14 protein-coding genes are annotated in these 18,717 nt (G+C 46.1%); 2 read left to right on the top strand and 12 right to left on the bottom strand.

Translation table 11 applies throughout. The annotated features are described in order from the left end of the window. Positions 1–40: 40 nt before the first annotated feature. From abc-f to IGI69_RS04260, 4 genes are all read right to left on the bottom strand, one after another. Positions 41–1,510 (bottom strand): ribosomal protection-like ABC-F family protein, encoded by a 1,470-nt coding sequence (abc-f, locus tag IGI69_RS04275; protein ID WP_438739809.1) that lies wholly within the window; start codon positions 1,508–1,510, stop codon positions 41–43. A gap of 359 nt (positions 1,511–1,869) precedes the next feature. Further along, a complete protein-coding gene (locus IGI69_RS04270; RefSeq protein ID WP_074932367.1) occupies positions 1,870–3,138 on the bottom strand; it encodes a dicarboxylate/amino acid:cation symporter in 1,269 nt (422 codons plus the stop codon). Between the two features lie 18 nt (positions 3,139–3,156). Beyond that, positions 3,157–4,407 carry an MFS transporter gene (locus IGI69_RS04265; protein ID WP_005225368.1) on the bottom strand — a complete coding sequence of 417 codons (1,251 nt, stop codon included), beginning with the start codon at positions 4,405–4,407 and terminating at the stop codon, positions 3,157–3,159. A gap of 151 nt (positions 4,408–4,558) precedes the next feature. Continuing rightward, positions 4,559–5,773: a pyridoxal-phosphate-dependent aminotransferase family protein gene (locus tag IGI69_RS04260; protein ID WP_086338592.1), complete on the bottom strand. Its 1,215-nt coding sequence runs from the start codon at positions 5,771–5,773 to the stop codon at positions 4,559–4,561. 130 nt (positions 5,774–5,903) lie between these two features. Between IGI69_RS04260 and IGI69_RS04255 the strand changes: the two genes are divergently transcribed. Beyond that, on the top strand, positions 5,904–7,535 hold the full coding sequence (locus IGI69_RS04255; RefSeq protein ID WP_167821641.1) for a PucR family transcriptional regulator: 1,632 nt from the start codon (positions 5,904–5,906) through the stop codon (positions 7,533–7,535). A gap of 30 nt (positions 7,536–7,565) precedes the next feature. Here the strand turns inward: IGI69_RS04255 and arcC are convergent, their stop codons facing one another. The 7 genes from arcC to allC are packed head-to-tail and all read right to left on the bottom strand — an operon-like array spanning position 7,566 to position 15,534. After that, on the bottom strand, positions 7,566–8,501 hold the full coding sequence (arcC, locus tag IGI69_RS04250) for a carbamate kinase (protein ID WP_194194823.1): 936 nt from the start codon (positions 8,499–8,501) through the stop codon (positions 7,566–7,568). Further along, positions 8,474–9,337, bottom strand: a complete 864-nt coding sequence (locus tag IGI69_RS04245) for a DUF2877 domain-containing protein (protein WP_438739805.1) — start codon at positions 9,335–9,337, stop codon at positions 8,474–8,476. Before IGI69_RS04245 ends, arcC begins: the two co-directional genes overlap by 28 nt. A 38-nt stretch (positions 9,338–9,375) precedes the next feature. Then, on the bottom strand, positions 9,376–10,638 hold the full coding sequence (locus IGI69_RS04240) for a DUF1116 domain-containing protein (protein ID WP_005234461.1): 1,263 nt from the start codon (positions 10,636–10,638) through the stop codon (positions 9,376–9,378). A gap of 12 nt (positions 10,639–10,650) precedes the next feature. Next, a complete protein-coding gene (gene fdrA / locus IGI69_RS04235; protein ID WP_270266211.1) occupies positions 10,651–12,405 on the bottom strand; it encodes an acyl-CoA synthetase FdrA in 1,755 nt (584 codons plus the stop codon). Between the two features lie 8 nt (positions 12,406–12,413). Continuing rightward, positions 12,414–13,490, bottom strand: a complete 1,077-nt coding sequence (allD, locus tag IGI69_RS04230) for an ureidoglycolate dehydrogenase (RefSeq protein ID WP_438739802.1) — start codon at positions 13,488–13,490, stop codon at positions 12,414–12,416. Positions 13,491–13,503: 13 nt separating this feature from the next. Beyond that, positions 13,504–14,289 (bottom strand): (S)-ureidoglycine aminohydrolase, encoded by a 786-nt coding sequence (gene allE / locus IGI69_RS04225; RefSeq protein WP_005225360.1) that lies wholly within the window; start codon positions 14,287–14,289, stop codon positions 13,504–13,506. 15 nt (positions 14,290–14,304) lie between these two features. Then, entirely contained in the window at positions 14,305–15,534 is a 1,230-nt protein-coding gene (gene allC / locus IGI69_RS04220) for an allantoate deiminase (RefSeq protein ID WP_270266204.1), read from the bottom strand. Between the two features lie 169 nt (positions 15,535–15,703). On the opposite strand from allC, the gene IGI69_RS04215 reads away from it, so the two are divergent. Continuing rightward, positions 15,704–16,576, top strand: coding sequence for an alpha/beta hydrolase (locus tag IGI69_RS04215; RefSeq protein ID WP_270266202.1), 873 nt, complete (start codon positions 15,704–15,706; stop codon positions 16,574–16,576). A gap of 86 nt (positions 16,577–16,662) precedes the next feature. On the opposite strand, the gene tkt is transcribed toward IGI69_RS04215, so the two are convergent. Next, positions 16,663–18,666 carry a transketolase gene (gene tkt, locus IGI69_RS04210; RefSeq protein WP_218212877.1) on the bottom strand — a complete coding sequence of 668 codons (2,004 nt, stop codon included), beginning with the start codon at positions 18,664–18,666 and terminating at the stop codon, positions 16,663–16,665. Positions 18,667–18,717: the final 51 nt, after the last annotated feature.

Here is an 18,717-nt window from a genome sequence, read left to right as displayed (position 1 = left end):
CGCTGTTTTTCTTTATACAGTTATAAAAGTGACAATGCTGCTAGTTACTGGAAACCAATGTTAATTTTCCATGATCGATTTGATACACATCATCCGCGACAGCATCGATAAACGCTTGATCGTGAGATGTGAACAAAACCATGCCTCGATAGCTGCGAATCAATTGTTCCAAGACGGTAATTGTCGGCAGATCAATAAAGTTCGTCGGTTCATCAAGTATCAAAACATTGGCAGGTTGAGTAAAGATGCGTGCGAGCTCGACCCGTGTCGCTTCTCCGCCGCTTAGCACATTGACTGGCTTCATCACGTCAATCTGGCTAAATCCCAGATTGTGTAAAATACTGCGGACCAGTGGTTCCTGATAGTCTGTTTGAGCCATCAATTCCGTCAAAAGCGGTGTGGTGCTGTTTTTTCGATAGCCCATTTGCTCGTAGACCGCAAAGACGATTTTCGGTGATACATAGATTCCCTCTCCGCCTGCGATGATTTCTTTTAGTAAAGTCGACTTTCCCGAACCGTTCGGACCCACGATAGCGATTTTCTTCCCGGCAGCAAACTGGAAACTGCTGCTGTCTAGCAAACGTTTCGCCCCTCTTTGAATGGTTACTTGCTCCCCACGAATCGGTCGTTTATTATGCAGCTCCACTGCAGGGACTACTGGAAAACGAATCACCTGCTGCCGGGCGACGCCCTTCACTTCTTCCAAGTGATCCAAGCGGCTTTCCATGGCTTTGACTGTTTTTTGCAATGACTTTTGCACCGTGTCTTTTTGTTTTGATGACGACAAACGGTCTGGTCGGATGTTCTGCTGCCGCTTTTTTTCAGAAATGCGACTGCTCTTGATCACTTGTTCTTTTTTCTTTTGGATTGCTTGGGTCAACTGCTGTTTTTGTTGCTGATACTGCGCAGCCTCCCAGGCAACACGCTGTGCCGCTTGCTCTTTTTGCTGTCGGTAACTGTCATAATTGCCAGCATACTCGGTGACTTTTCCTTGATCGACTTCCCAGATTTTCGTTGCCAGCTGATTCAATAGATACCGATCATGACTGACCACGATCAGGGTGCCATAATAATACTGCAATTCATCAATCAAGACTTGAATTCCTTGCTGGTCCAAGTGGGTCGTTGGCTCATCGAGCAAAAGTCCTAACTGATAGGAAGATAACGTTTGTGCCAACCGGTATTTGGTCTCCTCCCCGCCGCTTAGTGTCGCCAATTCATTTGTTGGGATCGAAAAACGACCGAACAGCGCCCAGTCAAGGGCCTCCGTCTTTTCAGTCACCTCAGCGATTTGCGGGAAATAGTGAAACGAATTTTCTTTTTGAATCGTTCCTGAATCAGGATCGACCACTCCCGCAATCAACTTCAGCAAGGTAGACTTGCCTTGCCCGTTTGCTCCCACGATCCCGATACGATCCGTTTGATAGGTGCTCAGTTCTTCAATGTTCAGTACTTCTTTGGACCCATAATTTTTGATTAGATTGTTTATTTTTACACTTAATTGTTCCATCAGTCTGTCCTTCCCGTCTAGGAAAACGCAAGCACAAAAAAAGGGCATAGCCTACCGCTATACCCTGATTTTAATAAGAAATTGGAAAAAAGAGGACACTCATCCCTTGAAATCACGATTGCCTAGACTTTTGAAATAGATTTAAATTAGCTATTCAAAAGGTCAATCCACAATTTCATCGATGCTGTCATGTTTTTTCCTCCTCTTTTTGTCGTAGTTGTCTGTTGAATGACGAGCGGAAAATCAGCCGCTACTGGTTACCGTTTACGGTATTTCAGGAAGCTTCTTTCGTCTATCAACGAATCAATCGTAGCACGTTTTCAAAAAAGAGTAAAGTTTCATCACAAGAATGATTGGTCTTATACGCCATCGGTGATTTTTTCTGCTAATTTGACCGAGGCTTTTTCACCATTGAAGACTGCATGATCCAGTTCTCCTTCATCATGAGCAACGATCAACGCCACCGTGACGTCAGGGTCAACATTCAAGAGGGTCCGAAACATCCCAGAAAACCAATCGATCCCTGCCAGCAAGGCGATGCTTTCATTAGGCAGTCCTAACATAGGTAAAACCGTAGCCAGTGTGACTAATCCGCCGCCTGGAACGACGATCGTTCCCAAGCATGCCAACGAGGACAACAAGACCACTTGCAAAAGATCCCCCCAGCTCAATTGGATCTGGTACGCCTGAGCAACGGTTACGATTGCCAGGGCTAAAAATAAGGAGAGCCCATTGCTATTTAAGGTCATGCCCAGAGGCATCACGAGCTTATTGATTCGATCACTGATCCCAAATCGTTCTTTGCCATCTTCCATTTGAAACGGCAATGAAACAGCAGAGGAGGTGGTCGTAAAGGAAACCACCGAGAGGCGCCACATGTTCTTTATCAAACGAAACAAGGAAACTTTGCAATAGAGCGACGTCAAGAGAAACCAAAGAAACAAAAAGAGCAAAGATGCTGCTGCTAACGTCAATAAAAAACTGGCTAACATTCCCAACACACGAATACCGGTATCTTCTACTAAGGAAGCAACAAGGCCGAAAATCCCGATCGGCGCCAACTTCATGATCATGCTGACCATTTTTATCAAAATATTATTAAAACTGCTGATCATATCTAGAAACAGCTGATTCTTTTTTTCATGCTTGATCAAGCTCAAGGCAAGGCCAAAGAAGAGCGAAAAAATAATCACTTGGATCATATTCTGCTCCACCATGGCTTGAATAATGTTCAGTGGAACAAAGTTTAAGATGACTTCTTCCATGCTGCTGGTACTTAATGCGGTTTCTGTACTTTGCAGCAGGGACTGATCAAGGCCTGCGCCAGGCTTGAGGATCAAGGCGAACAAGAGACCGAAAATAGCGGCGACGAGGGTCGATCCAGTAAACCAGAGGAAGACTTTCCCGCCGATCCCACCTAATTCTTTTGGATCAAGTCCCCCCACCGCTTCAATCACCGAGCCCATGACCAGCACGACCACAGACATTTGAATCAGTCGCAAGAAGAAGTCCCCGACTAGCTGCATTTGATCACCTAACCCGGGAAAGGAAACGCCCCAAAAAATCCCCAATACCGTTGCAATCATGATTTGGTTGGTCAAACTGATTTTTAAGGATCGTTTTTTCATCTGTTGTGCCTCACTTTTCTACTTGGCTGTTTTCTTAGAGTTTACAGTCAAGAATAAGAATGTACCACCGATCAACAAAATAATTGCGATATAAAAGCCCATTACTTTTGACCCTGTTGCATCCGAGATCGATCCGGTCAATGTTGGTGCGATAACGGAAGACATCATGCCGAAAAAGTTGAAGACCCCTAATGTCGTACCGACCCCAACTTTGGGTGCATTTTCCCCTAGCCAAGAAATGATGATTGGTTCAACCGCTAATTTCCCAAGGAACCCGTACAAGATCAACGCGATCATTAAGAAGGTCGAATTTGTCGCTTGCACCGTTACTAATAACATCAACGCCGCCAATACTTCTAAAATAACGATAAAAGTTACTTTTTTGTGCATGTATTTGTCTGCCAAGCGGCTAAAGAACAAGGCCCCAGGAATGGAAGCAAATGCTACTAATGAAGAAGAGAAACCGATCGCGACTCCTTGGAAGCCTCGCTCTGTTCCTAAGAAGTTTGGTAGCCAAGTAACCGTCATATAGTAGGCATAACACGTCGCAAAATATAACACATAAGTAAAGAGCATCCGCAGTGAGAACAAGGTCGAAAGGGAAACTTTTTCTTTCGGCTGATCCGTTGTTTCTTCTTCAGCTGCTGCTTGGCTCTCCAAGAAAGCCACGTCTTCTTTGTTGCTGCGGATCACCAATGCAAAAGCGATCGTCATACAAACGATCAAGAAAGCGGATAAATACATCATTGTTTGCCAAGGCATGTTCATCTGAATAACGATAAAGCTTGATAAGATCATCCCAAACCCTGAACCAACGGCAGAACCACTATTGACGATCGCTGTTGAGAAGCTCTTCTTTTCTTTCGGAATGTTCTGTGAGGTCAAAGAATACGCTGAACCGTAAAATGACCCACAGCCGATCCCTGCTAAAAAGCTACCGGTATAGATCATGGAGATTGAAGAGGCTTGTGAAATCAGTAAAGCTGCCAGTGCAAATACCACGAATCCTGGAAGCAGAACTGTTTTCTTCCCAATCTTATCCACCAAAAAGCCGGCCGGGATCTGCATGATTACATAGCCGAAAAAGTAAAAGCTGGCAATCGATCCTAATGCTGTATCAGAAATATTGCCGCCAAGTGACTCATTGATTTGCGGATAGACTGGCGATAACGCAGCGCGATAAATCCAGATAGTGACCCAGCCTGAACACATTAAGATAATAATTTGTTTCCAGTAGGCAAGCCCACCACGTTCTTTATTGATTTCCATTTTTTTCCCTCCATCAGTTACACAAGTAATGTTTGTGAAGCACGCCAACGAAAGCGCTTTAAGATAGTCTTAGTGTACGTTTTTTTGCCGACGATTGCATTTGTCATTTTTCACAAAGCGCTTTCAGTCGTTGTGCATTTGTGCTAAAAATTTAAGTCGTTTTTTGGTAGTAATTTAACGCAGCGATGAGCGCTTTGCCAGCAGAAATTGGTGCTTGCTGGTACAATAGTGCCCCTTCTAACGCGGCTAGGACATGTAAAATATTTTCTTTGCGGCTGCTGTAGCCCATATTTCCAATCCGCCAGATTTTTCCTTTTAGATCACCAAATGAACTAGCAATCTCTACACCAAAGGAGTGAAGCATCTCTTCTCGGACAGCTTCGCCATCAACCCCTTCTGGAATAAAGATAGGGGTAACTGTCGGCATTTTGGTTGCTTTTTCCCCATAAATCGACAGCCCCATTGCCTCCAGTCCAGCGACCAACGCGCCTTCATTCGTCAAATGACGTTGATAGGCTGCATCAAGGCCTTCGTTTAGCAGCATCCGTAATCCTTCATGAAGCGCATAGATCATACTCGTCGCTTCTGTGTGATGGTTGATTCGTTCAGTGTTCCAGTAGCGTTGTAGTTGACTCAAATCCAGGTAATTGCTCATAATGTGCCGCTTGTTTCGATCCGTTTTACTCAAGCCTAATTCTTTTTGGTAACGGGCATTAAGGACGGCTTCGACGCGATCGTTGTAGGTCACTAATGAAAGACCAGACGGCACACTTAAACACTTCTGTGTACCGGCAATCGCTAAATCGACACACCAATCATCGACTGACAGGGCCACGCCACCATAAGTCGCCACCATGTCAACGACAAAGAAAATATCTTTTGCGCGACAATACTGCCCGATTTCTGCTAACGGCTGCATTTGCCCGTTGGCGGTTTCCCCGTGGACCATCGCCACGATCTTGGGTTGAAATGCGTCGATTTCTTTGATGACCTCTGCGGGTGCAAAAGGAGCTGTCCACTCTTTTTCTACATATTTGACTTGTGCTTGGGCACGTTCACAGATTTCTCCCAGTAAGAAAGCAAAGCGCCCATAGGCTGGGATCAAGACTTTGTCCCCTGGTTCGATCAAAGCGATCAGCGCCGCTTCTAAACCAGCTCGGGAAGTCCCGTCAATGGCAAATGCCTCTTTGTTTTTGGTTCCAAACGGTTGTTTGATCATTTCTTTGACCTCATCCATGATCGCCAAAAAATTCGGATCAAACTGCCCCAAAATGCGATTGGTCATTGCTTGTAGAACAGCTGGATGGGCTTCTACAGGCCCAGGTGTCATGATCGTACGTTGTGCGATCGTTAACTCTTTATACATCTTTTTCCCTCATTTCTCTTTTTGATTTCACTGTTCAACGCCTTGTCAACGTTTCCAAGTTTGTTGTACAATAAAGCTAAAAAAGGACATGTTTTTGTTTGTTTTGTTCAATTCCAAAAGGAGTTTCTCTATGAAGTTAGTTGCTGAATTGCTTGCTATACCACGCTTTTCCAATTTGCGTTTATTGACAGATCCCCTGACTGCGGAAATTCCCGTCGACAGTATCGAAATCACCGAGACCCCCGATATCGCCCACTATATTCCTGAGCATACCTTTATCTTAAGCACGGCGATGGTTTATAAAGATAATCAAGGAGCGCTTCTAGAGCTGATCGATTCTCTCGTAGCCAAAAATGCCGCTGGATTAGGCATCAAGATTGGTCGTTTTTTGGATGTCATCGATCCTGAAGTCATCGCCTACGCCGATAGCTTGGGTTTCCCCATCGTAGAAGTACCTGCCACGATGCCGCTGGGGCGTTTGATGCACCAGCTTTTGAATTTGCTGTGGAACACCAAAACCGAGCAGCTGAGTTATGCGTTAGACATTCAAAAACGGTTCTCTGCTTCCTTGATGAAGGATGTCAGCATTGCTCGCTTTATCGCTGATTTTGGCCAAATGGTCAATACACCGATCATTTTGTTGAATCCTTTTAAACAAGTGATTGCCCACTCCAAGCATTTCACCCGCATGTCAAAACCCGCGGAGTATTACATCCATCAATTAGGACAAACGAAAGGGGTTTTTACTGGTGAAAAAAGCGGGGCGATCCCTATCAAAGATCTTCATGAAAAAACGTCACAAATTTCTTATTATGCCATTGAAACCTCCACTTATTTCCCCCATTATTTAGTCATTTTGAATCCTGAGGCGATTCCTTATCCTGTCTCGGATTTTGCGCTGGAACAAGCAGCCTTGGTCTTGTCGTTTATGCTCTTCAAGAACCAAAAAGTGCAAGAATCTTTTGAAGATTTAAAAAGTGACTTTTTAACACGGATGATCGAATACCAGCAATCCACCAAGCAAGAACAAAAGGATTGGTTAGATCTCGGAAAGACTTACGGTTTGGTCAAAGCCCGCCATTATCGTGTCATCTATGGTGCCTGCGAACCAACCAAAGAAACCAAAGGCAAAGACAAATACTTAAAAGAAGAAAGTGACTTGGTTTATCAGTGGTTTAGTGAACAACTGCCTTATCGCATCAAAGATGTTTGTCTCTTTCGCTTAAAGGGCAGCAATCACTTTGCGATTTTCGTGCAGCACAAGTGTGATGCCTTAGAAGACCATTTGATCGAGACCGCCAATGCTTTGACCAATCGGTTGCCCTTTCGAATGGCCTTTGGGGTAGGGAGTGTCTGTGAAAGTATCAATGATTTAGCCAGCTCCTACATCGAAGCAAAGACTGCTTATGAAGAACGAAGAGGCCAACATGATTCGTCCATCGTCTCTTTCTACCATCAACGGGGAATGCGGAGTCTCTTTGAAAAAATGAGCCCTGAAGATATCCATTATTTCTGCCGTACGATTCTTAAAGAATTGGCGTTTCCGCAAGAAGATGCCACCATCGAATTGCGCAAAACCTTACGAGCTTACTTGGATTATCAATGTGAGATCACCCGCACCGCCAAAGCCTTGTTCGTTCATCGCAACACGATCAAATACCGCATCGAACAGTGTCAAAAGCTACTAGGAAAAAACGTGCATGATCCTAGCATCAGCTTGGATCTGCGTTTAGCCCTTGAGCTGTCCGAAGAAGGCGACTAATAGGCGAATCAAGCAGTTGGATCGCTGGTGTTACCCAGCGATCCTTGTGCCTGCTTCACCTAACAATGCTAAGTCCGCTTCTTCCAATGAGCAGATGATTGCTGTCTTTCCTTGTTTGGCAAACGCAATCGCCGCTTCCATTTTCGGTCCCATACTACCTTCTGCAAAATGCCCCGCATCAAAATATGCTTGCGCTTCACTTACGGATAAGCCCGTTAATTTTTCTTGTTTCGGTGTTCCATAATTGATATAAACGTTGTTGACGTCGGTCAGCATCATAAATACATCGGCATCCACTTGTTCTGCCAGTTTTTTCCCAGTTCGATCTTTATCGATGACTGCTTCGATCCCTTTCAAGCCTTCCGCTTGTTTTACGACTGGAATCCCACCGCCGCCACCAGCGATCACGATGGTATTTTGATTCAATAAATGAACCATTGATTCCACGCCGTGGATCGTCACAGGTTGTGGAGATGGCACGACGCGACGGTACCCACGTCCAGCATCTTCTTCCATCACCCAATGTTTTTCCTCAGCCATTGTTTTTGCTTCTTCTTCTGAGTAGAACAAGCCGATTGGCTTCGTTGGCTTTTCAAACGCGGGATCATCCGCTGCCACTTCCACTTGGGTCAATAAGGTCACGACATTGCTGGTCAATTCTTCTTGCTCGATTTTATTTTTGATGCTTTGCTCCATTAAATAACCGATAAAGCCTTGTGACTCTGCATTGCAGACATCCAGTGGAAAAGGCGGCACGACTTCTTTGGCTTCTTCATTTTGTCGTAAAATATTGCCGACTTGCGGACCATTGCCGTGCGTCACGACGATTTGATGGTCAAGCTTCTCGATTTTAGCGATCTGTTCCGCACTTAACTGGATATTTGCAAGCTGTGTTTCTACGGTCGCTGGTTGATTCGGTTTTAAAATTGCATTGCCCCCTAGAGCGATGACCACTCGTTTTGCCATATGAATTCCTCATTTCTATTGTTTTGAAATTGATCGATACTGCGAGCAAACCCTGCCAAAAAGTCGGCCCCCGAGGTATGACCGATCGCTAGTATCTCTTTGATTACTTTGGAAAAAGCCGCTGAATCGGTACACCTGGTCAAGGATAATGCCGATTGATTGAATGCGCCTGTCAGTGCATGCAGAAGATAGTGTTTACTGACGTCAGTCGTTAAATCATTGACTGTCAACAGCCTTCTTTGTAGATAAGCCACCAAGCGGGTATCTTCTTGCCCCATCACTCGGCGAGCCAGTAAATGACCAACTAGCATATCATCGCCTGTGGGGGTCAATCCGACACCCCGTCCGACTAAATAAGCGACTGCTTGCCGTTGTTCCTTAAATGAAGGCGTGCATAGCTGATCGATTGCGTCATAAAACGGATGATTGCTGCGGATGGTTGCTGAAACAGCTTCTTGAATCCCCGTCTTTTCCGTGACGTTTTGAAGGGTTGACCAAAACCGTTCTCGATCGAATGGGACTGTGCCAGCTGGAACAGTCGTTGTAAATTTGGCTGCCTTTTGAAAAGACAGACGATGATGCGGAAAATGGATCACCCGTTGCTGAACCAAAAGAGTGGTACCAGCAACTAAGCCTGTCGCCAACGCTGCATAATCGTCGGCAGCTAAAATCATCCCTTTGGGCACGCAAGCCGCTTGTTTGGAGACACAGATCAGCTGATCCTGACGAGAATCTTGCAGATTGAAACTATGCTGAAACACACTGTGAACGAGCCAGTTGCCATTGATAAATGCGGGTTCAAATAAAGCTTGGTCGATCCATTTTGCCTGTATCATCGCTCGATTGCTCCTTTTCCACGTTTTCAGTCCCTGATTTATTCTTCAAATCCTAATTTTTTTGCATAAGCCAAGACAGCTTTTTCAAAGCAATCCATTGGTGGTGTCACTGTCCCGGCACCAATTTGTCCTCGTCCAGCTTGTTTGTTGGCGATCCCTGTATTGATCACCGGTAAGATCCCTGTTTCCACGACTTTCCGAGCATCGATCCCTAAACAGATCCCTTTGAAGTCCCATGTAGGAACGGGAAAATTCGGATTGGTATCAATGGAGATCTCTAACATCTCATTGCTGGTTTTCAACGCATCGTGAAATCCACCAGAACCAACGAAGCGTGTCACAGCTGGGGCAGCAATCATTGCCATTCCCCCAACACCAAAGGTTTCCGTAATGGCACTGTCGCCCATATCTGGAGAGGCATCTTCTTCACTGAATCCTGAGAAATACAGCCCTTTTGGTGTATTGACAGGTCCAGTAAACCACTCATCTCCCATGCCAGAAATACGGATACCGAATTCATGGCCGTTGCGACACATTGCGGTCACAACCGTGCCTTCTTCAATCGTCCGGGCGCCATCAAGCACCGCTTTTGAAGAAGCCATCATGATATTCAAGAAGAACTGATCCGTGTCTGCTAGAAACTGAATGACTTCTGGTTTTTCTTTTTCAAATCCTTCCAGAGTAACGATCGCTGGTGCTACTTCTTTTAAGAACGCCAACGAAGCAGCGATATTCCGTTGATGGAACTCATCCCCCATGGCGATTGCTTTTGCGACTAAAACATTGATGTTCAAGCCATCGGGTTTTGTTTGTAGTGCAGCACTTAAAACTGGTGCTAACGTATTTTTCATCCAATGCAAGCGATCAATGACTTCTTGAGAATAGGCGCCAAATCGTAAAACTGCCCCGATCCCTTCGTTCATCGTACAATACGCTCGGTTGCCATCGGTTTTGTTTTCCACTACGAGCACTGGCATATTGGCAGAGGTGATGCCCCCCATTGGGCCAACCGCTTGCACGTGGTGACAAGGAATCAGTTGAACTTCCCCAGATGCTAATAAATGACGTACCTCTTCTTCCGTTTCGCCCCAGCCTTCAAAAAGCCCCGCACCAACACAAGCACCTTGAATCGGATCGATCATCTGATCGTAGCGGATCGGTGGTCCTGCATGCAATAGGACTTTTCCTTCACCTAACTCTGGAATGACACTGACTGCTGGAACGACATCCAGCAAAAAAGGCGAACCGGCAACGATCTTGGCAATAACGGCTTGGTTTGCTTCTTCAATAGTTTCGTACACGATAACTTCCTCCTACTCTGATAGTGACACTTGTGCTAAGAAACGTAAGGCTTTTTGTAACGTTACGTTTCCACCAGCAATTGGCTGCCAGTCATATTGAACGACTTGACCGTGATGCGCCTGGATCGCTTCCGCAAAGCTACGCAATCCTACATTGATGAACGCGTCATTCGCTAACAATTCGCGGCTCTTTTCAGATGGCTCTGGCAACGTATCGGCAGTTGTCACTGCTTTTGGCAACAGCTTACGACTAATTGGGGAAAACGGGTGACCGAGCATTGCTAAAGCTTGTTTGACTGCTTGGGCATTGCTTTGACACAAAATCACGCCAGCTGCGGTTAAAATCTCTGCTTGCTCGTTGCTGTCTTGGGGGTCTAAATCAGTTCCGACGATCGTAGCGATCACCGCTAACTCCCGGCCAGCTGCTTGCGCTGCTTCCTTCAACGATTTGATGGTCGGTGCCAATTCACTCGCCATATCTTGATGAGAGCCGTACCCTAAAACGATATCTAACAAGATCACTGCCGTCTCAGGATCTTCTCCCGCTTGTTTCAACAGTTCGATCCGCTTTGTTGGGTCGATCATCGGATGGGGCTTGCCTTGCGTATAGATGTCATCACCTAAATCGATGATCTCATGGCCAGCTGCTTTTAAGATGTACCCTTCTTGATGGGCATCTTCTTGTTCTAGATTTAATCCTGCTTTGACCAGCATCGCTGCTTCGTACGCCAATGTTCCGCCAGAATAATAAGCTTTGATTTTTTGCTGTTCAGGTCCAAAAGCGGCAGCTGCCGTTTCCTCTTTTACTGGCTCTAATCCAATCTGTTCTTGACGTAGCAGCTGCACGGCTAATTGTGCCGCTTCTTCCAGCGTGTAGGCTCGGTAAAGATTTTCTTCGTGATCCGTTGGTTCTTCCCCAAGAAAAATCGTGACTGCAGGTTTTGTTCCTCTTCTTAATAATGCCAACACTTCATCGCGGACACGTGGTGCAGGTGGCTTGGAGATCACCACGATCACCTCCGTATCAGGATCGTGTTCCAAGGCAAGAATGCTGTCTTTCATGGTGATCCCACCGACTTCTTCTTTGAGATCTCGTCCACCGGTTCCGATGGCTTGTGTCACACCGGCACCCAATTTATGAATGATGGTGGTGACTTCTTGGATGCCCGTACCCGAAGCGCCGACAACACCGATTTTCCCTTTACGAACGGCATTCGTGAAGGCTACTGGTATCCCATTGAGAATCCCTGTGCCACAATCTGGTCCCATTAAAAGAAGTCCTTGTTCATGAGCCATTTTCTTTAGTCGAACTTCCTCTTCCAACGAAACATTATCACTGAAACAAAAAACATGTTTGCCTGCTGCTAATGCGGTTTCAATTTCTGGTGCTGCCATAGTACCAGGAATCGATAAGACAGCGACCTTCGCATCTTTTCCAAGATCTAAGGCTTTTTCCCAAGTTTTGACGCTTTGGGTTTCTTCTCCTGCGCTATTGCTTTGGTCCGATAAGAAGGCATCGATTTCTGACAGGACTGTTTCGATGATTTCTTCCTCTTCAATGTCTAACACGAGCACCATATCGTTGGATGTCGCATTGCTCATCTCCTCGGTATAAAGACCACCCGTCTTGAAGATATCCTTATTGGCAGGTGTACCCATCATGACCGAAGCGTTGTTGATCCCTTCGATCGTCAGTAAACGATTGGTCAAAAGCATTAAAACAATGGAATCTTGGTAATTGTTTTTTTGAATAATAGTGTGTAACATGGGTCTCCTCACTTTCCTGTTCCTGTCTGTGCAAAGGCATCTGACCCAGAATACTGGTCAAAATGAACCGTGTCACTAATGAGATAGCGATAAATGTTCTTTTCGATAGGAATGCCTTCTGCCATATATTTTTCATAGGTTAGTTGATTGATCTCGCCTGGATAATAGACTTGCTGGAACTGTTCAGCAGCCGGTATGGCGTGTAGCTCTTCGATCATCGTTTCGACTGACTCTTTAAATGTCTCTAAATCTGTAAAGCGTTGCGGATCGATCAGCAAAATAAATTGCCCTAAGTCGCGGCCTTTCGTCAGATCGTTGTACATAGAGGAAACATGCTTGCCAAAAGGCAGCCCAAGGAGCATTCCAGACAAGATATCCACCATCATCATCAACCCAAAGCCTTTTGGTCCTGAGATTGGCAATAACCCATGAACATGATGCGGATTTGTCGTTGGCTTGCCATGGGCATCAACGGCCCATGTTGCTGGAATCTCTTTATCTTTGGAACGAGCATCTAAAATTTTGCCCCACGCTTGGACCGTCGTTGCCATATCAAAAACCACCGGCGCACCATGCTTTCGCGGTGCCGCAAAGGCAATCGGATTGGTACCAAAATAATTTTCTTTGCCGCCAAAAGGAACCACCATTGAATCCGATTGGCACATAGATAATGCAATCAAGTCAGCTTCTGCGGCTTTTTTGACATAATAGGATAGTGCCCCACTATGACTCGTTTTCCGCACACCAACCGCCGCGATCCCAGAACGTTTGGCCATCTCAATGGCATGCTTTGTCGCTTCTAATACGACGACCTGCCCTGCGCCATTTTGCCCGTGAACGATCCCGCTGCTCGGTCCAGTCTCTTCAAACGAGATCTGCGGGGTGCGATTCATCCCACCTTTAGCGATCCGCTCTGCGTAATAGTCTACCCGCACAGCCCCGTGAGAGTGGATCCCGCTGGCATCGGCAAAGACCAAATGCTCTGCAACGATGGCTGCGTGCTCTTCAGACAAACCAGCAGCCGCTAATTTGTTTTGGATCAATTGCTGTAACTCTTGTGACTGTACAATAACCGTTTCTTCCATCTTCTAAACTCCTTTAAATTTCCGGATCGCGGTTGCAATCTTTGGAATAAATATAGGTCAATGGTTCGTCACGACCAACACCATAGGCCGCTTGCTGTACATAGGCACTCATGAAAATGTAGTCGCCTTTTTCCACTGGGAACCACTCATTATCTAAGTTATACATCCCTTTACCTGACAGTAAGTACGCTCCATGTTCTTGGTAGTGGGTCTCAATGTAGCCATGACTTGCCCCTGGTTCAAAGGAAAGGATATGGATATTCATGTCAAAGCCCAGCTCTTTTGGCAAGAAATCCCAAAGTAGGACGTCTGCCATCCCTTCGTATTGGATCGGTGTCAACTCTGAAAGATTCCCCACTACTTTGTAGGCTTGGTGATTTTCAAGTGGTTGGTAACGTTTCTTATACAAGAACACTTCTGTCGCTTCTTCTTGGAGATTTTTCATATACAGTTTTTCTCCAGCAGGCAGATAGATATAGCCTCCGTCCGTCAATGTATGGGTTTCTTTGCCATCACTTACTTCCAGTTTGCCCGAGATGACATACAAGAAACTCTCGATCTCTGGACCACCGAAGCCCAATTGGTTGGCGCCATCTTTTTTGAATGAAATGATGTAATCGACAAAAGACGCCCCTAATTTTGGTGTGCCGAGTATCGAACATTCACAGTTTTCGAAGCCTGGAATGACATTATTCACTAGCCCATCATGCGGCAAGATCGCAAAATTATTTTTTCTAATGACTGCTCGTGATTGCAGCAATCCATCTAAATAGCCCGTATTATTATTTTTATATCCCATGTGTGTCCCTGCTTTCTATTCTTTGTATGCTAGCTCGTAAAGGGAAGCTGCTAAAACTTCAACCCCAGCTACTAAATCTTCGATAGTCGTTGCTTCGGCTGGGTTGTGGCTAATCCCATCAATACTTGGTACAAACAGCATCGCAGTTGGAAAATGTGGTGCAATGATTTGGGAATCATGCCCCGCCCCACTATGCATGACTTTGTAGCGTTTGCCAGTTTGCTTCACCGCTTGTTCCACCGTGGCAACGATCGTCTCGTCCATCGGCACAGGGCGTTCATCCATCCATAGATCCATCTCCACTGTCAGGTCGTGCTCTTTGGCGATCGCTTGAATGATCTGTTCTGCTTCAGCAGTAAAGGCATCCAATAGCTGTCCATCGGTATGGCGACAATCCATCGTAAACAACACTTCACCAGGAACCACGTTGACCGTATTCGGTTTTGGCTCAACTTTACCGAACGTCACTACTAATGGATCCCCAAGCTCTAAGCCACGGTCGATCACTGCGGCACACATTTTGGCAAAACCATACACAGCATCTTGGCGATAGCCCATCGGTGTGGTTCCTGCATGATTGGCTTGTCCTTTTAAAACAAAGGTGTAGCGCTTTTGACCAGCGATACTATTGACGACACCGATCTGCAAATTTTCTTTTTCTAAAACACTGCCTTGTTCGATATGGATTTCCACGAAGGCTTTGATGTCTGATCGAACCGGTTCTTGTGGGTCGCGAAAATCAAAGCCTTGGCGTTGCATCTCTGCCACGAAGCGATTGCCTTCAAAATCTGCGATCGCTTCAACATCGGATTTTTTGGCCTCTCCGACAAAGTTTTTACTTCCCCAAAAAACGGTTGGAAAACGACTGCCTTCTTCTTCTGCCATTGAGATGACTTCCAAGGAGCGTAAAGGTTGCCCATAGGTCTCTTTTAAATACTTGATCGCTAAAGCAGCAGCAACGACCCCGTATTGACCGTCTAATGTGCCACCGTTGACGACTGTATCGATATGTGACCCTGAAAGAATCGTTTCTTCTGGATACTGGCTGCCTTCCATTCTGCCGAAGAGATTGCCGACTGCATCATAGGACGTCGTTAAGCCAGTTTCTTTTAATTGTTTTTCTACAAATGATTGCGCTTCTTTCCATGAATCGGTATAAAGCAGTCTAGTCATTCCTCCAGTTGGATCACTCCCAATCTGAGATAGTGCATCGATCATTGCCGCTACTTCTTTTTTCAACTCCATTGTTCTGCCTCCTTTGATTTATACGGTTATTGTAAGCGTGTTACTGAAGGACATCATTGTTCACTTTCGACAAAACCGTTTCTATTTTTAGTCATAACGCTGTTTTTTAAACCGCTTCCTTCTCCTATACTCTTCCTTATACTATCGAAGAAGAGAAAGGAAGAAAACAATGGTTTATCCTAAAAATGCCTTTGCGCAAACAGAAAAAATCCAATTTGACACCTATGGCACTTTGCCGTTAGAAGTGACGATCCTAAAAGCAGCGCAGCCTCGGATCAGCCTTTTGTATTTTCATGGTGGTGGCTTCCTCTATGGTCAGCGGGAAGACCTCCCACAGGATTATGTCCACCAATTGCTGGCTGCCGGTGTTAGCCTTTACCTGTTCGATTATCCACTGGCTCCCGAAGTAGCGCTACACGATATCTACCTTCATGCAAAAAAGGCAGTGGAGTGGTTTTTGGCCGAAGGCTGGCAGTTCAGCGGCGTTGGTACAAATGAGTACGTTTTGTTCGGTCGCTCCGCCGGCGGTTTTTTAGCGACCTTACTGACCGCACGCACAAAGCACTCGGAGCAAAAGGGTTTGATCCGATTTTACGGTTACCAAGAGTTGTTTTGTAAAGAATTTTTGCAGCCGGCACGCTTTTACACACAATTTCCGAAAGTCCCACCACTCGCCGCTGAAGCCATGATCGAAAGCCAACCCATCACCCACGGCACGTTAGAAAAACGATTCCCTTTGTACCTTTCCGCCCGTCAATATGGCAACTGGCAGCGTTATTTAGGGAATCGGGAACAGCTAGCAGCCTTGGCGATCCCTGCTGCCGCTTACCAAGACTTTCCTCCTTGCTTTGTCGTTCATTGCAAAAAAGATCCAGATGTTCCCTTCAGTGCATCCGAAGCTTTCGCTGCACAAGTCCCCCATGCCAAAACACTTTGGCTCGACTTAGATCAGCATGACTTTGATCGGACACCAAATGCGATCGCTGATGAGTGCTATCGAGAGGTGATTTCATGGCTCCTTTTAATAATAGAGAAACAATGAGCGTAAACTTATCCGCGTTTCCTTAATAAATAAAAACAGGCGATCTTCAAAGGAGTGTTCCCCTTTAAAGACCGCCTGTTTTTTGATTATAGTGAGTTGAAAGTATTCACGACATTCTCAACACTGAAGCCGAATTCCGCTAAGACTTTGTCACCAGGTGCGGATGCACCGAAATGATCGATCGCGATCACTTTTCCATGGCAACCGGTGTAACGTTCCCAACCAAATGGGGAAGCCGCTTCGATCGCTACCCGTTTCTTCACTGCTTTTGGCAAGACGCTTTCTTTGTATTCTGAGCTTTGTGCTTCAAACAGATCAAAGCTTGGTAAGGAGACCACCGATACATCGATGCCTTCTTCTGCCAATTTAGCTTGTGCTTGGACCGCAAGATTCACTTCAGAACCTGTGGCGATCAAAATCCCCGCTGGTGTTTCACCAGCTTGTTTTGAAATCACGTAGCCACCTTTTGCGACATTTTCATCCGCACCGGTTTGCGTGCCTTCGATCACTGGTAGATTTTGTCGGCTTAAGACTAAGACCGTTGGTTTATCCGTTGTTGTCATAGCCAATTTCCAGGCAGCACGGGTTTCATTGCCGTCTGCTGGACGAATCACTTGGACATTTGGCATGCAACGGACGCTGGCTAATTGCTCGATTGGCTCATGCGTCGGTCCATCTTCTCCCACCGCCACGGAGTCATGCGTCAAGACATAGATCACAGGTGCATGCTGGATCGCAGACAAGCGCACCGCTGGACGCAAGTAATCAACGAAGACGAAGAAGGTCCCGCCATAGATTCGCGTCCCGCCATGCAATTGAATGCCGTTCATCGCTGCTGCCATCGCAAATTCTCGGACACCAAACCAAATGTTGCGGCCTTCGTATTGGCCAGGTTCAAAGTCTTTTTCTGCTGCCACCATCGTGTTGTTGGATCCAGAAAGGTCAGCCGATCCACCCCAGAGACTAGGGACGGCTTTGGATAAGGCTTGGATCATCTCTTTGCTAGATACCCGACTAGCTTGTGAGCTGCCAACTTCGTAGCTTGGTAATGCTGCATCCCAATCTGCTGGCAATTCACCCGCAAAGGCTTGTTTGAATTGCGCCGCAAGTTCTGGGTAGGCTGCTTCATAGGCACGGAAGGTTTCGTTCCAAGCTGCTTCAGCTTTTTGCCCTTCATCGATCATGGTTTCTTTGAAGCGCGCGGCAACTTCTTCAGGTACGGTAAATTCTGGGTATTCCCAACCATAAATCGCTTTGGCTGCAGAAATGCCTTCGGCACCGATCGGCGCACCATGAACGGCAGAGGTGCCTTGATTTGGCGCACCGTATCCGATCACAGTCTTGATTTCGATCAAGGTTGGTTTGTCGCTTTCAGCTTTTGCTTCGTCGATCGCTTTCGAGATCGCTTCTAAATCATTGCCGTCTTCAACGAGAATGTGTTGCCAGCCATACGCTTCAAAACGCGCACCGACATTTTCTGTAAAGGCTTTTGAAGTTGGGCCATCTAGGGAGATGTCATTTGAATCGTACAAGACGATCAGTTTGTCTAATTTCATGTGACCAGCCATGGATGCAGCTTCTTGCGAAACACCTTCCATCAAGTCCCCATCGCCACATAGAGCGTAGGTATAGTGATCAATGACTTGATACTTGTCGCGATTGTAGGTTGCAGCCAAGTGGGCTTCAGCCATTGCCATACCGACTGCCATGGCAATCCCTTGTCCTAAAGGTCCAGTGGTTGCTTCCACGCCGTCTGTGTGATCGACTTCTGGATGTCCTGGCGTGCGGCTATCCCATTGACGGAAGTTTTTTAGATCCTCAATGGTCACATCGTAACCAGACACGTGCAACAAGCTGTACAATAACGCCGAACCGTGTCCAGCAGACAAAACAAAGCGGTCACGATCCACCCAGTTGCGAGAAGTCGTTGGATTGACTTTCAAGTGTTTCGTCCACAAGGCATAGGCCATGGGTGCTGCCCCCATCGGTAATCCTGGATGTCCTGAATTGGCTTTTTGTACGGCTTCGATACTTAATGTACGAAGGGTGTTCACTCCTAATTGATCGATTTTATCAAATAGTTTTTTCAATTAAATTGCCTCCTTCACTTTCTTCAGCCAGCATGTTTCTATTCACTGCCT

Source organism: Enterococcus sp. DIV1083b, from assembly GCF_051713705.1.
Classification (GTDB): Bacteria; Bacillota; Bacilli; order Lactobacillales; family Enterococcaceae; genus Enterococcus_D; species Enterococcus_D casseliflavus.
The sequence above is the reverse complement of the archived record's forward strand: the minus strand, read 5'-3'. Positions and strand labels throughout refer to the sequence as shown.